Source organism: Pseudotabrizicola sp. 4114, assembly GCF_031457365.1.
In the GTDB taxonomy this organism is placed as follows: Bacteria; Pseudomonadota; Alphaproteobacteria; order Rhodobacterales; family Rhodobacteraceae; genus Pseudotabrizicola.
In genome coordinates this window covers 265,107-284,512 of the sequence record NZ_JAVDWP010000005.1, presented here as the reverse complement: position 1 = coordinate 284,512, position 19,406 = coordinate 265,107, and the positions used below count along the sequence as shown (strand labels likewise).

19 protein-coding genes are annotated in these 19,406 nt (G+C 65.4%); 7 read left to right on the top strand and 12 right to left on the bottom strand.

Annotation, left to right across the window (positions count from 1 at the left end; all coding sequences use genetic code 11):
- Positions 1–259: 259 nt before the first annotated feature.
- Positions 260–1,333, bottom strand: a complete 1,074-nt coding sequence (locus J2X53_RS14095) for a Hint domain-containing protein (RefSeq protein ID WP_349038124.1) — start codon at positions 1,331–1,333, stop codon at positions 260–262.
- Between the two features lie 182 nt (positions 1,334–1,515).
- Positions 1,516–2,526, bottom strand: coding sequence for a GlxA family transcriptional regulator (locus J2X53_RS14090; protein WP_349038123.1), 1,011 nt, complete (start codon positions 2,524–2,526; stop codon positions 1,516–1,518).
- A gap of 261 nt (positions 2,527–2,787) precedes the next feature.
- Here J2X53_RS14090 and J2X53_RS14085 point away from each other — a divergent pair, with 261 nt between their 5' ends.
- From J2X53_RS14085 to J2X53_RS14070, 4 genes are all read left to right on the top strand, one after another.
- A complete protein-coding gene (locus J2X53_RS14085; protein ID WP_349038122.1) occupies positions 2,788–3,696 on the top strand; it encodes a sugar kinase in 909 nt (302 codons plus the stop codon).
- Between the two features lie 262 nt (positions 3,697–3,958).
- On the top strand, positions 3,959–4,966 hold the full coding sequence (locus tag J2X53_RS14080) for an ABC transporter substrate-binding protein (RefSeq protein ID WP_349038121.1): 1,008 nt from the start codon (positions 3,959–3,961) through the stop codon (positions 4,964–4,966).
- 34 nt (positions 4,967–5,000) lie between these two features.
- Positions 5,001–5,789, top strand: coding sequence for an ABC transporter ATP-binding protein (locus J2X53_RS14075; protein WP_349038120.1), 789 nt, complete (start codon positions 5,001–5,003; stop codon positions 5,787–5,789).
- Complete coding sequence (locus J2X53_RS14070; protein WP_349038119.1) at positions 5,789–6,553, top strand: ABC transporter permease; 765 nt, start codon at positions 5,789–5,791, stop codon at positions 6,551–6,553. The genes J2X53_RS14075 and J2X53_RS14070 overlap by 1 nt, the downstream gene beginning before the upstream one ends.
- A 38-nt stretch (positions 6,554–6,591) precedes the next feature.
- Here J2X53_RS14070 and J2X53_RS14065 read toward each other — a convergent pair whose 3' ends face one another.
- The 7 genes from J2X53_RS14065 to truA form a co-directional block, all read right to left on the bottom strand.
- Positions 6,592–6,750, bottom strand: coding sequence for a hypothetical protein (locus tag J2X53_RS14065; protein WP_349038118.1), 159 nt, complete (start codon positions 6,748–6,750; stop codon positions 6,592–6,594).
- Positions 6,747–8,114, bottom strand: coding sequence for an amidase (locus J2X53_RS14060; protein ID WP_349038117.1), 1,368 nt, complete (start codon positions 8,112–8,114; stop codon positions 6,747–6,749). Before J2X53_RS14060 ends, J2X53_RS14065 begins: the two co-directional genes overlap by 4 nt.
- Complete coding sequence (locus J2X53_RS14055) at positions 8,098–9,522, bottom strand: TRAP transporter large permease subunit (RefSeq protein WP_349038116.1); 1,425 nt, start codon at positions 9,520–9,522, stop codon at positions 8,098–8,100. Before J2X53_RS14055 ends, J2X53_RS14060 begins: the two co-directional genes overlap by 17 nt.
- A gap of 38 nt (positions 9,523–9,560) precedes the next feature.
- Positions 9,561–10,157, bottom strand: a complete 597-nt coding sequence (locus tag J2X53_RS14050) for a TRAP transporter small permease subunit (RefSeq protein WP_349038115.1) — start codon at positions 10,155–10,157, stop codon at positions 9,561–9,563.
- 100 nt (positions 10,158–10,257) lie between these two features.
- The gene (locus J2X53_RS14045) at positions 10,258–11,397 is read right to left on the bottom strand and encodes a TRAP transporter substrate-binding protein (RefSeq protein WP_349038114.1); all 1,140 of its coding nucleotides are present in this window, start codon (positions 11,395–11,397) and stop codon (positions 10,258–10,260) included.
- A gap of 136 nt (positions 11,398–11,533) precedes the next feature.
- A complete protein-coding gene (locus J2X53_RS14040; protein WP_349038113.1) occupies positions 11,534–12,496 on the bottom strand; it encodes a D-glycerate dehydrogenase in 963 nt (320 codons plus the stop codon).
- Between the two features lie 48 nt (positions 12,497–12,544).
- On the bottom strand, positions 12,545–13,315 hold the full coding sequence (truA, locus tag J2X53_RS14035) for a tRNA pseudouridine(38-40) synthase TruA (RefSeq protein WP_349038112.1): 771 nt from the start codon (positions 13,313–13,315) through the stop codon (positions 12,545–12,547).
- A 186-nt stretch (positions 13,316–13,501) separates the two neighbouring features.
- Here truA and J2X53_RS14030 point away from each other — a divergent pair, with 186 nt between their 5' ends.
- The 3 genes from J2X53_RS14030 to J2X53_RS14020 all read left to right on the top strand — a co-directional run bounded on the left by J2X53_RS14030 (position 13,502) and on the right by J2X53_RS14020 (position 16,657).
- Positions 13,502–14,911, top strand: coding sequence for a YcjX family protein (locus J2X53_RS14030; protein WP_349038111.1), 1,410 nt, complete (start codon positions 13,502–13,504; stop codon positions 14,909–14,911).
- A gap of 32 nt (positions 14,912–14,943) precedes the next feature.
- Positions 14,944–15,906: a TIGR01620 family protein gene (locus tag J2X53_RS14025; protein WP_349038207.1), complete on the top strand. Its 963-nt coding sequence runs from the start codon at positions 14,944–14,946 to the stop codon at positions 15,904–15,906.
- Between the two features lie 238 nt (positions 15,907–16,144).
- Positions 16,145–16,657, top strand: coding sequence for a GNAT family N-acetyltransferase (locus J2X53_RS14020; RefSeq protein ID WP_349038110.1), 513 nt, complete (start codon positions 16,145–16,147; stop codon positions 16,655–16,657).
- Between the two features lie 33 nt (positions 16,658–16,690).
- On the opposite strand, the gene J2X53_RS14015 is transcribed toward J2X53_RS14020, so the two are convergent.
- Genes J2X53_RS14015 through coaBC form a run of 3 tightly spaced genes read right to left on the bottom strand, consistent with a single transcriptional unit; the run spans position 16,691 to position 19,404 of the window.
- The gene (locus J2X53_RS14015) at positions 16,691–17,716 is read right to left on the bottom strand and encodes a HesA/MoeB/ThiF family protein (RefSeq protein ID WP_349038109.1); all 1,026 of its coding nucleotides are present in this window, start codon (positions 17,714–17,716) and stop codon (positions 16,691–16,693) included.
- Between the two features lie 30 nt (positions 17,717–17,746).
- Positions 17,747–18,214 carry a dUTP diphosphatase gene (gene dut, locus J2X53_RS14010; protein ID WP_349038108.1) on the bottom strand — a complete coding sequence of 156 codons (468 nt, stop codon included), beginning with the start codon at positions 18,212–18,214 and terminating at the stop codon, positions 17,747–17,749.
- Positions 18,211–19,404: a bifunctional phosphopantothenoylcysteine decarboxylase/phosphopantothenate--cysteine ligase CoaBC gene (coaBC, locus tag J2X53_RS14005; protein ID WP_349038107.1), complete on the bottom strand. Its 1,194-nt coding sequence runs from the start codon at positions 19,402–19,404 to the stop codon at positions 18,211–18,213. Before coaBC ends, dut begins: the two co-directional genes overlap by 4 nt.
- Positions 19,405–19,406 lie beyond the last annotated feature (2 nt).

Sequence of the window (19,406 nt, the reverse complement as noted above, 5' to 3'; positions counted from 1 at the left end):
GTTTGCGCGACCGGATTTCCCGGCACGCTTTGCGAAGGGCGTTGTCCTTGTGCCTTCACCTTCTAAAAAGGCTTCGGCCCGACAGGCATCCCCTTGCGGGGTCCACCAACACCAATGAAAAGCCCCGGAGGTTACCCGCCGGGACAGAGCGCGCTTATACGCCCGCAAATCAGGGTGTCAACAGCCGCTTCCGCCCCGGTCCGAAAATAACACCGGGGGAGGTGCAAAGCCAAAGCAGCAGTCCGCCCGCTCCCGAAGCCTAGGCCGCCACATCATGCCGCAGGATCGCCACCTCAGACGACGACAGATTGCGCCGGACATAATCGCCATAGCTGGCCGGGTTGAGCGAGACTTCCGGCAGGATCGCCATCAGCGCCTCGCGCTGCGCCGGCTCAATCGTGTCCACCGCAGTGTTCGACGGGTGAAAGCTCTCTGTCTCCATGCCGTTGGCCCAGACGATATTGTGCCGGTTCAGCAGGATATGGATATAGGTCACTTCGCGCAGCGCATGATCGACACAGATCGTCACATCGTTGATCAGATCCTCAGCCTTGACCAAGACTTCTTCGGTGTTGAACAGCGCCCGTGCGGCCGGCCCGTTCAGCACCATCCGGTGCTGGGGCGAGACCACCAGATCCATATCGGGCCGCTCGATCCCCAACGCCCCGGCCCGGAACCGGACCGGGCGCAGATGCGGCATCGCATACAGCCGCGCACCGCTCATCCGGCGGGTGCCGGTCCACAGAATGTCCTGCGCGCCGTTGTCCTTGGTCAGAATGCGGTCGCCCGGGCGCAGATCCTGGATCAGCCGCGCGCCGGTCGGCGTGGCAATGCGCGTGCCCGGCGTAAAGCAGATCACCCCGCCCGCCACCTTGGCCCCCGCGCCGGAATGGGTGCGGTCGATCGCGGTGCGCACCACCCACAGATCCTGCCCCGGCGGCGGCAGTTCGCCGACAAACATCAGCAGCCGCGCCCCCGTATCCGGCACCGGCAGAATGGTGACAGACCAGCTTTGATGGCCATCCGTCACGATAAAACCCTGATCCGGAGCCTCTTCTTCGTCGGCCTCTGCCCCGGGCGCGGCAACCGCCTCACCCGTGACTGCAACGCCAATCAGGCGGCGCACCATTTTCGCCGCCCGCCTGCGAATGTCCGCAATTCCCTCGGCCCCCTCCAGCAGAAGCATCCCGCCCTGACCATCCACGCGGACGGGCCGACCGGACCAGCGCCAAGAGGCGCCGACGGCAAGACCATCCAACGGGGCGGCACTCAGGCCGTCTATCTCTGTCTGTGACCAGGAAATTACGAACGTGCCCCGAGAGCCCGTTCCCATACCTGCACCTTTTTTTAGTCTGCTCGTGTTTTTATTACAGAAACCGTACCAAGGCGTTAAACCTTTGGCTATTGTAAAACAGCAACAATCCAGACGAACTCGGCAGAAGTATGAGCGAAACGGGAAACAGTCTGCAACTGCCGGGCGAGCAACCTGAAAAGCGCTGCATTTGCGCCCGCAGGCTACTTGCCAAAATGCGAAAAGCGATAGGGCGAAACCCCGTATTTCACCCGGAAAGACTTGGAAAAATGTGAGCTGCTGGCATAGCCGCAGGCAATCGCCACCTCGGTCACACTCATATCGGTTTCCGCCAGCAGCGCGCGGCCATGTTGCAGGCGCAGATCATTCATATAACGCACCGGGGTCACGCCCATGTAGCGGCTGAACAGCCGCTCGATCTGCCGCCGCGACAGGTCCAGCTGCGCGGCACAGGCGTCCAGATCAAACGGCTCTTCGATCCGCGCTTCCAGAAACGCCACCGCCTCGATCAGCTTTTCATGGCGCGTGCCCAGCCGGGCAGCCAGCGATGTCATCTGCTCATCGCCCTGCCTGCGCCGCTGAGCGAGCAGGCACATGTTCATCACTTCCTGACTGAGGGTGATGCCAAAGCGCTCGTGGATGATTTCCAGCATCAGATCGGCCGCCGCGACACCGCCGGCGCAGGTGACGATCCGGTCATCAATGCAGAACACTTGCCGCGCGGCCGTCAGATCGGGAAAGGTCTCGGCAAAGCCTGTCAGATTCTCCCAATGCAGGGTAAACCGCCGCCCTTTCAGGATACCGGCGCGCGCCAACGCATAGGCCCCGGTACACAGCCCCCCGACGATCCGCCCCCGCCGCCACAACCCACGCATCCAGTCCGCCAGTGCGGCCGAAGTCTGCAGCTCCGGCTCCACCCCGGAACAGACCAGCACGATCCCCTCGGGCTGGACCGCGCCGTAAGCCCCGTCCACCATCACCGGCACCCCGTTCGAACAGGCCACCGCCTGCCCGTCCGCCGACAGCACCTGCCAGCGGAACAACGCCTGCCCGGTCAGCTGATTGGCGATCCGCAACGGCTCGATGGCCGAAGCAAAGGCCAGCATGGTGAATTTCGGCAGCAACACAAAGCTGACCGCGACCGGGCTGGCCATGGCGGGCAGCTCGACATGGGCCACCCCTTTGGAAATATATCGCGCCGCGTCATCACTCATCCGCCAACCCTCCAGGACCGCCGCTCTTTGCCACCAAGTCTCAGTCTATGCCATATCCCGCAGCAACACGCCGGAAAAGCAAGTGCCAGCCAGATCGGGCTGCTTTCCCCTGCCCTGCCATGCTCGCCCGGTGCTCTCCGGCCCGGCGCGGTGCGCAAATATCCGGCCTCTGTGCAGATCCTCCGGCAGCAAGCCCCCCGGTTGCAGCCCCCGTATCCCTCGGCTAACGTCAGCCACCGCGTGAGGATAGGAGCCGAACCCATGTCGAAATCCCTGTTGAGCATTGGCGAATGCATGGTAGAGCTGTCACCCACCGCCTCTGGCGACTATGCGCGCGGTTTCGCGGGGGATACCTTCAACACCGCCTGGTATGCCCGCCGCCTTTTGCCCGCAGACTGGTCTGTCGCCTATGGCTCGGCCATCGGCACCGATGCGGTCTCGGATGAAATGGCTGCATTCATCGCCGGTGAAGGCATCGACACCACCGCCCTGCGCCGCCTGCCCGACCGGACCGTGGGCCTGTACATGATCAGCCTGCGCGACGGCGAACGCAGCTTTTCCTACTGGCGCGGCCAGTCGGCGGCCCGGATGCTGGCCGATGACCCCGACTGGCTGGAAACCACCCTCGACGGGCGCACCATCATCCATTTTTCCGCCATCACCCTTGCCATCCTGTCACCCGACCACCGCCGCAGCTTTTGCGCAGGCCTTGCCCGCGCCCGCGCCAGGGGCAGCCTGATCGCCTTTGACACCAACCTGCGCCCGCGCCTTTGGGACGGGGCCGATGCCATGCGTGACGGCGTGATGCTGGGCGCATCGGTCGCCGACATCGTGCTGCCCTCGTTTGACGAAGAAACCGGCCTCTGGGGCGACCAGACCGCCGCCGACACTATCGCCCGCTATCAGCAGGCCGGGGCAAACCGCGTCGTGGTCAAGGATGGCGGCGGTCCCGTGACCCTGTGGTCCGCCGATCACGGCAGCCGGCAGCACGCCGCGACCCCGGTCGCGCAGATCGTCGACACCACCGCCGCAGGCGACAGCTTTGCCGGCGGCTTTCTCGCCCATCTGGCCATGGGCGAGACTGAAGACCGCGCCGCACAGGCCGCAACGGCCCTCGCCGCGCAGGTCATCCAGTCCCGCGGCGCGCTGGTCCCCGCGCTCTTCGCCTGAGCTCTGCGCCCAGGCCCGATCCGGCAAACCCCTGCCGGATTGCTGCTTGCCAAAAACTCCCGCCGGAGGCGTCCCCAGCGGCCCCCGGCGCTTGCCGTTCAGTCCACGGCACTCCCCAGAACGGCACCTTTTTCATCACTCCCCAAGGCGCTGCACAATCCGCAAGCATGGGCGCACAAAAATCCATCACCCTATGCGCCCGGCCTATGACTCTGTCGCGTAATCTTGACCAATTGGGAAAACCCCAACCGGAGTCTGCCCCATGATCCGTATCGCCCTGTCCGGCCTTGTCACCGCACTTCTGGTGGCACAGGCGGCCCAAGCCGAAACCGCCATGCCCTTTGCGCTGGACTGGAAATTCGAAGGCCCCGCCGCCCCCTATTTCGTCGCCCTCGACAAAGGTCACTTCGCTGCCGAGGGGCTGACGGTCGAGATCACCGAGGGCGCGGGCTCGCTGGATGCGATCCCGAAAGTGGCCACCGGGGCCTATCCGGTCGGCTTTGCCGATATCAACAGCCTGATGAAATTCCTCGACCAGAACCCCGGCGCGCCGGTCACGGCGGTGATGATGATCTATGACAAGCCGCCCTTTGCCATGGTTGGCCGCAAATCGCTGGGCATCAACGCCCCCGGCGACATCTCCGGCAAGATCCTTGGCGCGCCGCCGCCGGATGGCGCCTGGGCGCAGTTTCCGATCTTTGCGGCCGAGAACGGCATCGACATGGCCACCGTCACCGTCGAACCCGTGGGCTTTCCGGTCCGCGAACCGATGCTGGCCGAAGGCAAGGTGGCCGCCGTCACCGGCTTCAGCTTCACCTCCAGCCTCAACGTCAAACGCCTTGGCGTTCCGGCCGATGATATTTCGGTCATCCTGATGGCCGATCACGGCGTGGCGCTTTATGGCAATGCGGTGATCGTCAACACCGACTTCGCCGCCGCCAACCCCGAAGCCGTGACCGGCTTTCTGCGCGCCATTGCCAAGGGCTGGAAAGACACCGTCGCCGACCCCGACGCCGCCATCGCCAGCCTGATCACCCGCAACCCCGCCGCCGATGCGGAGCTGGAGGGCGAGCGTCTGGCGCTGTCGATCAAGGACAATGTGATGACCGACTGGGTCATGACCAACGGCCTTGGCAACATCGACGCCGCCCGGATGGAAAAGGCGATCGAGCAGACCAAATCGGTCTACACCTTCACCAACACCCCCGATGCGGCGCTGTATTTTGATCCGACATGGCTGCCCGCCGATGGCAGCCTGATGATGCAATAAGGCCCCCGCCGCCCGGAGACTGGCGGCGCACCCCATGACAAACCTCATCGAGATCAAGGGCGTCACCCACGCCTACCGCACCAAATCCGGCCCGCTACCGGTGCTGGACAACCTCAACATCGCCGTACCCGAAGGCGAATTCGCCGCCGTCGTCGGCCCCTCGGGCTGCGGCAAATCCACCCTCACCCGGCTTGTCGCCGGGCTGATGAAGCCGGATCAGGGTGAGGTCTGGCTGCATGGCGAACGCGTCACCAGCCCGCGCAAGACGGTTGGCATGGCGTTTCAGAACCCGGTGCTGCTGGAATGGCGCACGATCCTTGAAAACGTGATCCTGCCGCTGGAAATCGTCGCCCCCCGCATGGCGCAGCGCGACCGCGAGGCGCGGGCCATGCACCTGCTGGATATGGTGGGCCTCAAGGGCTTCGAGTCCAAACGCCCCAGCGAGCTGTCGGGCGGCATGCGCCAGCGTGCCAGCCTGTGCCGCGCCATCGTGCACAAGCCCGATGTGCTGATCATGGACGAACCCTTTGGCGCGCTTGACAATTTCACCCGCGAAGACCTGTGGCAGACCATGCGCGATCTGCGCGCGGCGGAACCCTTTACCTGCGTGCTGATCACCCATGACCTGCGCGAAAGCGTGTTCCTGGGCGATCAGGTCTTTGTGCTGTCGGGCCGCCCCGCCCGCACCCAGATGGTGCTGAACGTGGATCTGCCCGCCGACCGCACGCTCGACATCCTCTATCAGCCAAAGGCGCAGGACATGCTGCACACGCTGCGCGACCAGATCCGCATTGCCCAAGGCCGCGACGGAGAGGTGCACTGATGGAAACCCTGCAGAAAATCGCCGTGCCGATTCTGGCCGTGATCCTGTTCCTGCTGGCATGGGAGTCGCTGGTCTGGGTCAACGACTGGCCGAATTACAAAATGGCCTCGCCCTCCGACCTGCCGCCCGCGTTCTGGAAATTCCGCTGGCTTTTCCTTGAGATGGGCTGGCAGACCCTGTGGCGCACCGTTGTCGGTCTTGGCCTTGCGGTGCTGTTCGGCACCCTCGTCGGCATGATCATGGGCTTTTCCCGCATCGCCCGTGACGGGCTTTACCCGTTGCTGGTCGGGTTCAACGCGATCCCGAAGGCGACGCTGGTGCCGGTGATCAGCCTGATCTTCATCGGCCAGCATGATTTCAACACCGTACTGATGGCGTTTCTGATCAGCTTTTTCCCGATCGCCGTCTCGGTCGGCATTGGCCTCTCGACGCTGGAACCCGAATACCGCGACATTCTGCGCAGCCTTGGCGCATCGCGGCTGACGATCTTTCAGAAGATCGCCCTGCCCAAAACCCTGCCCGAGTTCTTTGGCGCGCTCAAGGTCTCGGTCACGCTGGCCTTTATCGGCACCAATCTGGTGGAGATCGTGGCCCCCCATGGCCGCGGCCTTGGCGCGCTGTTCAAATCGGGCGAAACCAATGGCGACTACCCGCTGATGTTTGCGGTGCTGATCGCCCTCGCCGCCCTCGGCATCCTGCTGTATTATGCGGTTCTGGTGCTGGAACGCATCTTCGCAGGCTGGGCCGAACGCCCGCAAAGCTGATACCACGCGCGTCCAGCGTCACCGCTGGCCGCGCGGCCCTAGCCACGTTTGCGCAGGTTGGTGATCAGATCCCATCCGGCCAACGCCACCGTCACGCTGACCACCCCGATCAGATCCCAGCGCGGTACATGCCACAGCAGGATTCCCAGAAACCCCAGCAACACCGCAAACGCAAACAGCGCCATCACATTGTTCATTGGCTTGCGCCTCCCTTTGCCTGCGTTTCCACATGCGCCATCAGCCAGCGCGCGGTGCGCAACAGGCGCGCATCATCGCCCCGCCGCCCCACCAGCTGCAAGCCCATCGGCAAGCCGCTGTCGGACCAGAACAGCGGCAGCGTCACCGCCGGCACCCCGGCCAGCGTCCACAGCCCGTTGAAGATCGCCGATCCGGTAAACGCCAGCCCCTCGGGCGCGGGGCCGGGGGCCGCCGGGCACAGGATCGCGTCACAGCGCTCAAACACCGGGTTCAGGGCCGCATTCAGCAGCCCGCGCCAATCCAGCGCCGCCAGATAATCGCGCGCCAGCACCGCCTTGCCCTCATCCATCGCAGCAACCAGCACGTCAGACATCTGATCGCGCCCGCGCCGCTCGATCCCGTAATAACACTTGGCCATCTCGGCAAAGTTGATCCGCTGCCGGATCGCCGCCACCTCACTCAGCCCCGGCAGATCGGCGTCAAAGCACTGCTCGCCCAAGAGCGCCGCCACTTCCTCGACCGCCGCCCGCATCTGCGGGTCGGCCTCATCCCATCCGGGTGGGCGCAGAAAGGCAAACATCGGCGTCACCGGCACCTTTGCCAGCGTCACATCCAGCAGACGCGGCACCGGCACGGCCTCGGTCGCGCTGTCCGCCGGATCATGGCCCGCCAGCACCTCGACCAGCAAGGCCGCATCCTCGACAGTGCGGGCGAACACCCCCACCGTATCCAGGAACGGCGATTGCGGCAAAATCCCGGTGCGCGGGATCAGCCCAAAGCTGGGCTTCATCCCCACCACCCCGCAATAGGCCGCTGGCCGGATCACCGACCCACCCGTCTGCGTGCCGATGGCCAAGGGCACCATGCCCGCCGCCACCGCCGCCGCCGAACCTTGCGAAGACCCGCCCGGCGTATGCGCGGCATTGTGCGGATTGCGGGTCTTGCCGGGGTGCATATAGGCGCCCTCGGTCGTCACCGTCTTGCCCAGGATGATCGCCCCCGCCGCGCGCAGCCGCGCCACGATCCACGCATCCTCTGACGGCACCCGTCCGGCGTCCACCGCCAGCCCGTTCGCCGTGGGAATGCCCTTGGTGTCGATGATGTCCTTCAACGCCACCGGCACCCCGTGCAGCGGCCCGATCGGCCGCCCGGCCAGCCTGCGCGCATCCAGCGTGCGCGCCTGTTCCAGAGCGTAGTCGCCATCCAGCCAGGCCCAGGCCTGCACCTGCGGCTCCACCACGGCGATGCGGGCAAGGTAAGCCTCCACCACCTCGACCGCGCGCAAAGCACCCGAGGCCAGACGGTCGCGCAATACCACTGCGCCAAAGCCGGTCAGATCCACCACCTTATCGGCCCGGCCCATAGAATGCCTCCGGCAGGCTGAACACGATCTGCGGGAAGACATAGAGCAGCACCATGCAGATGATCACCATGCCGCAATAGGGCAGCACGCCCGCGAAAATCTCGGTCAGCTTGATCTGCGGCGGCGCGATGCCCTTGAGATAATACGCACTCATCGCCATTGGCGGAGTCAGGAACGAGGTCTGCAGGTTCAGCGCCACCAGCACGCCAAAGAACAACGGATCAATCCCGAACAAGGGCAGCAGCGGCAGGAAGATCGGCACAAAGATGATGATGATCTCGGACCATTCCAGCGGCCAGCCCAGCAGGAAGATGATCACCTGCGCCAGTATCAGGAACTGGATCGGCGTCAGATCCAGACCCATGACGAAATCGGCAATCACATGCTCGCCGCCCAGATAGCTGAACACGGCCGAGAAGGTGTAGGAGCCGACGAACAGCCAGCACACCATCGCGGTGGTCCGCACCGTCAGGTAGACGCTTTCGCGCAGGCGCTGGAACGTCATCGCCCGGTAGCCGACCGCCAGCAGCATGCCGCCCAATGCGCCGATTGATGCGGCCTCGGTTGGGGTCGCCAGACCGAACAGGATCGACCCCAGCACCGCAAAGATCAGGAAGGCCAGCGGGAAGAAGCTGGTGGCAAGCATCACGATCAGCTTGCTCCACGGAACCTCGGGCATTTCTTCGAGCGTCGGTTTGGGCGCGAGCTTGGGGTTCAGGATCGACCGCCCGATGATATAGATCAGATACAGCCCCACCAACGTAAAGCCCGGCAGCAAGGCCGCCGCATAGAGCCGCACAATCGACACACCCGAAGACGCCGCATAGACGATCAGCATGATCGACGGCGGAATCAGAATGCCCAGCGTGCCGCCCGCGCAGATGATGCCGGTGGCAAAGGAATGGTCATAGCGCGCTTTCAGCATCTGCGGCAGTGCCAGCAGCCCCATCAGCGTGACAACCGCGCCCACGATCCCCGTTGCGGTGGCAAACAGCGCACAGGTCAGCAGCGCCGCGACACCCATGGACCCGGGAATGTTGCGGGTGGCAATCGCCAGCGTACCGAACAGCTTGTCAACGATGTTCGCGCGTTCAACGATATAGCCCATGAACAGGAACAGCGGGATCGCGGTCAGCACCTCGTTCGAGATCACCGTATAGGTCTGGTTCACGAACAGGTCGAAGATCCGGTTGTTGTAAAACCCCTCGATCCACAGGCTGGTGCTGTCCCACCACCCCGCATCCTCGGTCAGCCGGTTATAGCCGCGCCACATCCGGCTGGGATCAAAGTAGGCGTAATAGCCAAAGGCAATGCCAAGCGCCATCAGCGTAAAGGCAATCGGGAAGCCCAGAAAGACAAAGGCAATAAAGATGCCCAGCATCATAAGGGCGATTTGCGGGTCGGTCACGTGTGCGAACTCCGGGAATGGGGCGGCGTTTTGGCCGATTACCTTTGGGCTTTGGCGGCTGCCGCGGCGGCAGCCTCAGCCGCCTGCCTGATCAGCAATTGTTCGGTTTCCTCGACATCTTCATCAGCGTGCATCCATTCGCCGGTGCGCATGCAGATGATGCAGCGGAACACCTGCGCCAGCCCCTGAATCAGCAGCAGGATACCCGCCGCAACGATCACCGATTTGAACTGATAGATCGGAATCCCCGCCGGGCTGTTCACCGACACTTCGGCATAGCCCCACGACCGGGCCGAGTATTTCCAGCCGGTGAACACCAGCGCCAGAATGCCGGGAAAGAAGAACAGGACATACAGCACCAGATCGACCAGCGCCTGCGTCTGCGGCCGCCAGGTGCGATAGATGAAATCGCCCCGCACATGCCCGCCGCGCGACAGGGTATAGGCCCCGCCCATCATGAACAGCGTGCCATACATGATGAAACTCAGGTCCAGCGCCCAGGGCGTCGGACGGTTGAACGCGTAGCGGACCAGCACCTCATAGGCCATGCCAAAGGTCATCAGAATGATCAGCCAGCCAAAGGTCTTGCCAAACCACGCGGACAGCTGGTCGGCAAAGCGAATATACCCGAGCATGTGGGGAACTCCGTTCAAGCAGTCACGCGGGCAGATCAGCCCGCAGCAGGAATCGCGGCGCAGATGAAACGGGGCGCGTCAGCCGCGCCCCCGGATCAGATTACAGTTTCAGTTTGCCGGGGAAGTAATGCTCGTATGCGAGCCCCAGATCCGGCGCACCCATCAGCTCGTAATACGACACCTGCTCAACCCAGGCGCGCTGGCTGTCCATGACCTTTTTGTTGAACGCGTCGGCTTCCAGATCGACGATCAGCTTGTCCCATGCTTCCAGCTGCGCGGCAAGAATCTCGGGCGAGGTACGGTGCACGGTGACACCGGCATCGCTTTGCAGCTCTGCCAGATCCTTGGAATACTCGCGCTGTGCCAGTGCAAGGTTTGCCGTGGCCGAAGCTTCAACCCCGTACTTCAGGATCGCCTGCAGATCGGGTTCCAGATCTTCAAAGAAATCCCGGTTGAAGGTGAATTCAAACGCTTCCGACGCCTGATGATAGGACGACAGGTAGTAGTTCTTGGCCACGTCCTGCGCGCCAAAGCGGCGGTCAGACGACGGGTTGTTGAACTCGAACGCGTCGATCACGCCGCGTTCCATCGCGGGCACGATCTCGCCGCCCGGCAGCTGCGCCACCGACATGCCCATCGCCTGCAGCAGGTCAGCCGCCAGACCCACGGTCCGGTATTTGAAGCCCTGAATGTCGGCGACCGTGTTCACTTCGGTCTTGAACCAGCCGAAGGGCTGGGCTGGCATCGGCATCCCCATGAAGCCGATCACGTTCAGGCCCAGCACATCCTGCGTCAGTTCGCGGTAGAACTCTGCCCCGCCGCCCTCATAGAACCAGCCCAGCATGGTCGAGGCCGAGCCGCCGAACACCGGCCCGGTGCCAAAGAACGATGCCGCCTTGTGCTTGCCGTACCAATAGACTGGCACGGTGTGGGTGGCGTCGATCACGCCGTCATGCACGGCATCCATCACCTGAAATGCGCCGACCACCGCACCGGCGGGCAGCAGGTCGATCTTCAGACGCCCGCCCGACATTTCTTCTACCCGCGTCACATACTGGCGCGCGAAATCCATCCAGATGTCCGACGCAGGCCACGAGGTCTGCATCTTCATCACCAGCGGGGCCTGCGCCAGAACGGCAGGGGCCGCCAGCACCGAGGCAGCGGCGGCGGCAGAGCCGCCCAGCGCACCTTTGCGCAGGAACGAACGACGGGAAAGCCCGGTGTCGCGGGTATCAGTCATATGGTGTCCTCCCAGACGATTATGGCCGCTCCTCGCGACCTGTTATCTGCGGAAAGTCTAATGCAGGGGGCGCGAAAAGCAAGCACTGGTAAGTTTGTTTTACCACGTCTACCCAATCATCGGTATAGACCCCGGTTTATGCCACCCGGTCACCCGGCTCCTGTCCGGCAAAAAACGCGTCCAGATTGTCCAGCGCGCGAAACCCCATCGCATCGCGGGTCTCTTCGGTGGCCGAGCCGATATGCGGCAACAAGAACACGTTCGGCAGCGCCGCAAGCGCCGGGTTGCCGCCGGGCTCGGTCTGAAACACGTCCAGCCCCGCCGCAAACAACCTCCCCGAGGTCAACGCGTCAACCAGCGCCGCCTCATCCACCAGCCCGCCCCGCGCCGTGTTCACCAGCACAGCCCGCTCCGGCAGCAGCGCCAGCGTACGCGCATTGATGATCCCGGCATTCTGCGGGGTCGAGGGGCAATGCAGGCTCAGCACATCCGACACCGCCAGCAGCCCCTCCAGCGTGTCATGAAAGACCGCGCCCTTTTCCAGATGATCGGGCAAGCGGCGGCGGTTGTGGTAATGCACCTGCATGCCAAAGCCGCGCGCCCGCTCTGCCGTGACCTGCCCCACCCGGCCCATGCCCAGCACGCCAAAGCGCTTGCCCGTCACTTGCCGCCCGACCATGAAGGCGGGTGACCAGAAATCCCACTTGCCCGCCCGGATCATCGCATCGCCCTCGGCCCCGCGCCGCGCCGCCCCCAGCATGCACAGCATGGCAGTCTCGGCCGTGGCATCCGACAACACGTCCGGCGTGTTGGTCACCACGATCCCCGCCGCCTTTGCCGCCACCAGATCGACGTGATCCGTGCCCACCGAGTGATTGGCGATGATCTTCAGTCTTGGCCCCAGCGCAGCAATCACATCGGCACTGAACCGCTCAGAATGGCAGGGCAAGACCGCATCCACCGTGCGACACGTGGAGATCAGCTCTTCCCGGCTGAACAGCCGGTCCCCGGGGTTCAGAATCACCTCGTAGTCCCGCGCCGCCCGCGCCTCGACCACGTCGCGCAGCTTGCGCGCGATAAACAGTGTTGGTTTTGTCATCTCTGCCTCCCAGCTTTGGGGCAGAGCCTAACCCGTCAGGCGACAGGTTCAAGCAAAGGGATCCACCGGATAGCCCACCCCGGTCAGATACAGCCCCTGCGGCGGACAGACCGGGCCACAGGCCGCGCGGTTGCGCGCCTCCAACGCCGCGTTCACATCCTCTGGTGCCCAGGTCCGCGCCCCGACCCGCTCCAGCGTGCCGACGATCGAGCGCACCTGATTGTGCAGGAAACTGCGGGCGCGCAGGATAAAGCGATACTCCACCCCGCCCGCATAGGCGTGCTCGGAAATGGAAATCTCATCCAGAGTCTTCATCGGCGACTGTGCCTGACAGAGCGACGACCGGAAGGTGGTGAAATCGTGGTGCCCGATCAGATGCGCCGCCGCCGCCCGCATCGCCCCCGTATCCACCGGGTTCAGCACCTGCCAGACCCGGCCCCGGTCATGCGTGACCGGCGCGCGCCGCGCCACCAGCCGGAACAGATAGCGCCGCTCGGTCGCGGAAAACCGGGCGTGAAAATCGTCCGGCACGCGCGCGGCACCGATGATCGCCACCGGCGCCGGCTTCAGATGCCAGTTCAGCGCCTCGGACAGCCGGTACGGCTCCCACTCACGCACCAGATCCACCGTCGCCACCTGCCCGGTGCCATGCACGCCCGCATCGGTGCGCCCGGCGGCAGCAATGGTGTGCGGCCCCGGCTGCAGCCGTGACAGTGCCGCCTCGACCGCAGCCTGCACCGACGGCTGATGAGCAGCCTGCCGTTGCCAGCCCTGAAACGGGCCACCGTCATAGTCGATTTTCAGCGCAAAACGTGGCATGGCTGTTCCTTACCCGATTTGCCCCCCACTGCAAGCCCGGCGCGGGCGGCTAAGTGCGGAAGCGCTCCGCGCGGGAGTATTTTCAAAGCAGCAATCCGGCAGAGGGGTGCGCCGGTCGGTCGGGCTTTCCCCCTACACAGCCGGGGCATAGCTGCCTATGTAGAGGCAAGCAGAAGGAATATCCGATTGGTCCTGTCTTCCCTGACTGATGGCATCACCCGCAGCTTTGAAGGGCTGACGGGATCGGTGACCGATCTGTTCGACCCCACCCTGCGACTGGGCGTCACCGGCCTGTCGGGGGCCGGCAAGACCGTGTTCATCACCGCGCTGGTCGCCAACCTGCTGGACCGGGGCCGGATGCCGCAACTGATGGCGCAGGCGCAGGGCCGGATCGAGACGGTGCTCCTGCAGCCCCAGCCCGACCTGACCCTGCCGCGCTTTGACTTCGAGGCCCACCTGACCGACCTGATGGGCAGCGATCCGCGCTGGCCGCAATCCACCCGCGCGGTGTCGGAACTGCGGCTGTCGTTCCGGCTGCGGCCCTCGGGGTTTCTGGGGCTGACCGGCAATACGCGCCTGCACCTCGACATTGTGGATTACCCCGGCGAATGGCTGCTGGATCTGTCGCTTCTGGACAAGGACTATACCCGCTGGGCCGAGGAAACGCTGACCCGCATCGCCAAACGCCCCGAGGCTGCCGATTTCATGGCGCAGGCCCGGGCCGAGGATGGGTCGCTGGCGCTGGACGAGCCGCGCGCCCAGGGCCTCGCCGCCGCTTTCACCGCCTATCTGCAGGCCGCACGCGGCAAGGGCTGGTCTGACCTGACGCCGGGGCGGTTCCTGCTGCCGGGGGAACTGGCAGGCTCGCCCGTGCTGACCTTTGCGCCTTTGCCCCTGCCCGCCAGCACCCCGCGCGGCAGCCTCTGGCGTGAGATGGAGCGGCGGTATGAGGCGTATAAGGCCAAGGTGGTCAAACCGTTTTTCCGCGACCATTTCTCGCGCATCGACAGGCAGGTGGTGTTGATGGATGTGCTGGGCGCCATCCATGCCGGTCCGCGCGCGGTCGAAGACCTGCGCCGCACCATGGCCGAAATTCTCACCGCCTTCCGCCCCGGGGCCAATGGCTGGCTCAGCCGCATTCTGGGCGGCAAGCGGGTGGAAAAGATCCTGTTCGCCGCGACCAAGGCCGATCACCTGCACCATCACCAGCATCCCGCCCTGACCGCGATCACCGAGGCACTGCTGTCCGACGCCCGCCGCCGCGCCGATTTTTCCGGCGCACGCACCATGGCGCTGTCGCTGGCCAGCTTGCGCGCCACGGTCGAAGACTCTGTGCAGCGTGATGGCGCGCCGCTCGATCTGGTGCGCGGGCGGCTGATCTCCACCGGCAAACAGGCCGCGATGTATGCGGGCGATCTGCCGACCGACCCCGCGCGCATCCTGGCCCCCGCCCGCGAAGGCGCCGAGCGTTGGCTGGATGCCGATTTCTCGCTGATGGGCTTTGCCCCCGCCCGCATGACCCTCAAACCCGGCGAGGGCCCGCCGCACATAAGGCTGGACCGGGCCGCCGAATTCCTGATCGGAGACCGGCTGTGACCGACCTGCCCCCCCCGCCCCCGCGTAAGCCGCTGATTCTGGAACTTGAGGATGAGGTCGATCCCTCCACCGCCGCCCCGGTGCCGGATGACCTGCCGCAGGGGCAGGCGATGCAGCTGGCCGCCCGCATCCGCGCGCCGCGCTCGCCGCTGGCGCGCTTTGCGCTCTGGGCGTTCACCGCCTTCTTCACCTTTGCGCTCTCGGTTGCGGGTTATGATTTCGTGACTGACCTCTTTGCCCGCAATGCCCTGCTGGGCTGGGTCGCGGGCGTGCTTCTGGTGCTGGCGCTGCTGGCCGCCGTGCTGCTGGCGGGGCGCGAATGGTCGGCCTACATGCGGCTCATGAGGCTTGACCACCTGCGGCAGGCCGCCATCACCGCCCGCCAGACCGCCGACCTGAAATCCGCCCGCCGCACCGTGGCATCACTCGTCAGCCTCTACGCCGCCCGCCCCGATACCGCCTGGGGCCGCGCCCGGCTGGCCGAGCGCGAGGCTGAAGTGCTGGACGCCGACGCCCTCCTGTCGCTGGCCGAGGCCGAACTGCTGCCCCCCCTCGACGCCCGCGCCCGCGCCGAGGTCGAGGCAGCAGCGCGGCAGGTCGCCATGGTCACGGCACTGGTGCCGCTGGCGCTGGCCGATGTGGCCACCGCTCTGGTCGCCAACCTGCGCATGATCCGCCGCATTGCCGAGATCTACGGCGGGCGCTCGGGCGCGCTGGGGTCGTGGGGGCTGCTGCGCCGCGTCTTCGCCTCGCTCTTGGCCGCTGGCGCGCTGGCGCTGACCGATGACCTGATCGGCTCGGTCGCAGGTGGCGGTGTGCTGTCAAAACTCTCGCGCCGCTTTGGCGAAGGCGTGGTCAACGGCGCGCTCACCGCCCGCGTCGGCCTCGCCGCCATCGATCTGTGCCGCCCGATGCCCTTTGTTGCGGTCGAGCGCCCCTCGACCTCCGGCACCGTCAGCCGGGCTTTGGCCGGGCTGGTGCCGCGCAAGGCCTGACGCGGCACGCTGATCAAAGGTCGGACGCGCGCCGCGCGGGGAGTATTTCAGAAAGGTGCAATGCACAGCGCCCGTGCAAAGGTTTACGCGAGCGCAAAGGCTTTGCTGCTTTCCAAATACTCAAAGCCACAAAGCGCAGCCTGCTGCGCGCCCCGCAACGGCACGTGAGGGCAAAGGGGGCGGTCCGGTGTCAGGCACATCTTCCAACCTTTGGCCGATCTGCTAAACTCGGCGCATGATGGCGCCCAGTGCATACAGCTTTCGCAAGGTCGCGGTGGGTGATCTCGATTTGCTCACGGCATGGCAATCACACCCGCATGTCCGGAAGTGGTGGGGGTCACAGGAGCCTTATACCGCACCGGATCTGGCCGATCCCCGCGTTTCACGCCGGATCGTATCCTATCATGCACGCCCCTTTGGTTTCATGCAGGACTACACCGTTCACGGCTGGAACGATCACCATTTCGCGCATCTGCCTGCGGGCGCGCGTGGAATTGACCAGTTTATCGGAGAGCCGGATATGATCGGTTTGGGTCATGGCCCGGCCTTTATCCGCACAAGGCTGCAGGCTCTGTTCGATGACGGGGCGCCGGTGATCGCGACTGATCCGCATCCGGACAATGCACAGGCCATTGCCGCCTACAGGAAACTCGGCTTCGAACCCTCTGGGCCGCCTCAGGAAACCCGGTGGGGTCTGATCCTTCCGATGCTGGCGAGGGCGCAGGCGGGGTGTCGCAGCGGTCCGCTCTGACCGCTCATTCCGCGCGCGCTGTTCCGTGCAGTGCTACAGCCCGCCACAGGCCGCGCAGCCCGCGCGCCGCTTCACCCCGATCACCCGCGTCTCGGCATAAAGCGCGTCGTGGATCATCAGCCGGCCGCGCAGGCCCTGCCCCGCGCCGGTCAGATGCTTCACCGCCTCCATCGCCATCATCGCGCCGATCACGCCGGGCAGCGGGGCCGCCACCCCGGCCTCGGCGCAGGTCGGCACCATGCCCGGCGCGGGCCGCACCGGGAAAACGCATTCGAAACAAGGGCCGCCTTGCGCCGGATCATACAGGCTGATCTGCCCCTCCCATTGGGTGATCGCCGCTGCAATCAACGGCTTGCCCGCCGCTGCGCACACCCGGTTCACCAGATAGCGGGTGTCGAAGTTGTCGGTGCCGTCCAGCACCAGATCATACTCCGCCACCAGCTCTGCCGCCAAATCCGCGTCCAGCCGCCGGTGATAGGGCCGCACCTCGATGAACGGGTTCAGCGCCTTCATCGCGATTTCTGCCGAGAACACCTTTGGCATCCCGATGCGCGCATCGGTATGGATGATCTGGCGTTGCAGGTTCGATCCCTCGACCCCGTCGCCATCAATCACCCCGATCACGCCCACGCCGCTTGCCGCCAGATACAGGAGCGCGGGCGAGCCAAGCCCGCCTGCCCCGACCACCAGCACCTTTGCCGCCTTCAGGCTTTTCTGCCCCGGCCCGCCGATTTCGCGCAGCATGATGTGGCGGGCGTAGCGGTCCAGCTCCACCTTTGAGAACGCCCCCGGCTTGGCCTCCACCACCGGCGTCACCCGCCTGCGCACCCGGCCCAAAACTGCGCGATACGCGAGGACCAGCGCCGCCAGCACCCCCAGCACGAACCAGCCGCGAAACTCGCCGCCGACAAACGCGCCCAGCTCTGGCGGCATGAAGGGAGCATGCGCCAGCAGCAGCACCAAGAGCCAGCCCCAGGCCAGCAGCCAGACCCAGCGCGCAGGCCAACCCAGCCAGCGCCCGCCCGCAAACACCGCGACAAAGCCCAGCAGGCCGATCATGCGAATGCGCCGATCATGCCATTTTTCCGATCATGACCGCCCGGTTGACCCGAACCCGCCCGCGCCGCGCGCGGTCTCGCCCAAGCTCTCCACCACCGCAAACGCGGCCTGCACCACCGGGGCCACGATCATCTGCGCCACCCGGTCGCCATGCTGCACGGTGTAGGGTTGATCCGACAGGTTGACCAAGGCCACCCCCAGCGGGCCGCGATAATCGCTGTCGATGGTGCCCGGCGTGTTGGGCAGGGTGATGCCCGATTTCGTCGCCAGCCCCGAGCGGGGCCGGATCTGCATCTCGAACCCCAGCGGAACCTCCACCCGTATCCCGGTCGGGCAGATCGCCCGCTGCATCGGCGCAAGGGTGAACCCCGCCGCCCGCATTTCGGGCGGCAGATTGGCGCGGATGTCGGCCCCCGCCGCCCCCGCAGTCTCATACCCCGGCAAGGGCAGATCCCGGTCCGCCCAGTCTTCAAACACGATCTTTACCACCGGGGTCATTGCAACGCCTCCGCAATCTTTTCCGCCAACCGCCGCGCCACGGCATCCTTGGTCATGCGCGGCCAGACCTCGGCTCCGGCGTCAGTGATCACCGTCACCGCATTCTCGGCCCCGCCCATGATGCCGGTCGCAGGGGAGACATCATTGGCCACGATCCAGTCACAGCCCTTGCGCAGGCGCTTGGCGGTCGCATGCTCTACCACCGCCTCGGTCTCGGCAGCAAAGCCCACCACCAGACGCGGGCGCATGGCCCCCTGCGAGACCGTCGCCAGAATATCGGCGTTCTCGGCAAACTCCAGCCTCGGGGCCTGCCCCGCTCCGTCCTTCTTCATCTTCTGCGCGCCCGCATTGGCCACCCGCCAATCGGCCACCGCCGCCGCCATCACCGCCGCATCGGCGGGCAAGGCGGCCTGCACCGCCGCCAGCATCTGCGCCGCCGTCTCGACCCGCACCACATCCACGCCACCGGGCGCGGGCACTGTCGCGGGCCCGGTCACAAACGTCACCCGTGCCCCCAGATCGCGCAAAGCTGCCGCAAGCGCCGTGCCCTGCGCGCCGCTCGACCTGTTGGCAATATAGCGCACCGGATCAATCGGCTCATGCGTCGGGCCGGAGGTCACCAGCACATGCCGCCCCGCCAACGGCCCGCCGCCCAGCGCGGCACTGATCGCCGCCACAATCTCCACCGGTTCCGCCATCCGCCCCGGCCCGTATTCGCCGCAGGCCATCTCGCCCTCATTGGGGCCGGTCATCAGCACCCCGTCACCGCGCAAAGCCGCCAGATTGCGCTGCGTCGCCGGGTGCCCCCACATCCGCACATTCATCGCCGGGGCCACCAACACCCGCTTGTCGGTCGCCAGAAGCAAGGTCGAGGCCAGATCATCGGCCCGCCCGCCCGCCATTTTCGCCATCAGATCCGCCGTTGCCGGGGCCACCACCAACAGGTCAGCGGCGCGGGACAGCTGGATATGCCCCATCTCTGCCTCATCGGTCAGATCGAACAGCTCCTGATACACCTTGTGCCCGGACAGCGCCGACACACTCAAAGGCGTCACAAACTCCGCGCCCGCCCGCGTCAGCACCGGCACCACCGAGGCGCCCGCCTTTTGCAAAAGCCGGATCAGTTCCAACGACTTATAGGCCGCAATCCCGCCGCCAATGATCAACAGCACCCGTTTTCCGGCCAGCATGT

Excerpts from the sequence above, each read along its gene's own strand:
- J2X53_RS14085 (WP_349038122.1), top strand. The coding sequence starts at position 2,788 with ATGTCGAAATCCCTGTTGAGCATTGGCGAATGCATGGTAGAGCTGTCA.
- truA (WP_349038112.1), bottom strand. The coding sequence starts at position 13,315 with ATGCCACGTTTTGCGCTGAAAATCGACTATGACGGTGGCCCGTTTCAG.
- J2X53_RS14065 (WP_349038118.1), bottom strand. The coding sequence starts at position 6,750 with ATGAACAATGTGATGGCGCTGTTTGCGTTTGCGGTGTTGCTGGGGTTT.
- J2X53_RS14080 (WP_349038121.1), top strand. The coding sequence starts at position 3,959 with ATGATCCGTATCGCCCTGTCCGGCCTTGTCACCGCACTTCTGGTGGCA.
- J2X53_RS14060 (WP_349038117.1), bottom strand. The coding sequence starts at position 8,114 with ATGGGCCGGGCCGATAAGGTGGTGGATCTGACCGGCTTTGGCGCAGTG.
- dut (WP_349038108.1), bottom strand. The coding sequence starts at position 18,214 with ATGACCCCGGTGGTAAAGATCGTGTTTGAAGACTGGGCGGACCGGGAT.
- J2X53_RS14090 (WP_349038123.1), bottom strand. The coding sequence starts at position 2,526 with ATGAGTGATGACGCGGCGCGATATATTTCCAAAGGGGTGGCCCATGTC.
- J2X53_RS14045 (WP_349038114.1), bottom strand. The coding sequence starts at position 11,397 with ATGACTGATACCCGCGACACCGGGCTTTCCCGTCGTTCGTTCCTGCGC.
- J2X53_RS14020 (WP_349038110.1), top strand. The coding sequence starts at position 16,145 with ATGGCGCCCAGTGCATACAGCTTTCGCAAGGTCGCGGTGGGTGATCTC.
- J2X53_RS14095 (WP_349038124.1), bottom strand. The coding sequence starts at position 1,333 with ATGGGAACGGGCTCTCGGGGCACGTTCGTAATTTCCTGGTCACAGACA.
- J2X53_RS14015 (WP_349038109.1), bottom strand. The coding sequence starts at position 17,716 with ATGATCGGCCTGCTGGGCTTTGTCGCGGTGTTTGCGGGCGGGCGCTGG.
- J2X53_RS14070 (WP_349038119.1), top strand. The coding sequence starts at position 5,789 with ATGGAAACCCTGCAGAAAATCGCCGTGCCGATTCTGGCCGTGATCCTG.
- coaBC (WP_349038107.1), bottom strand. The coding sequence starts at position 19,404 with ATGCTGGCCGGAAAACGGGTGCTGTTGATCATTGGCGGCGGGATTGCG.
- J2X53_RS14040 (WP_349038113.1), bottom strand. The coding sequence starts at position 12,496 with ATGACAAAACCAACACTGTTTATCGCGCGCAAGCTGCGCGACGTGGTC.
- J2X53_RS14075 (WP_349038120.1), top strand. The coding sequence starts at position 5,001 with ATGACAAACCTCATCGAGATCAAGGGCGTCACCCACGCCTACCGCACC.
- J2X53_RS14050 (WP_349038115.1), bottom strand. The coding sequence starts at position 10,157 with ATGCTCGGGTATATTCGCTTTGCCGACCAGCTGTCCGCGTGGTTTGGC.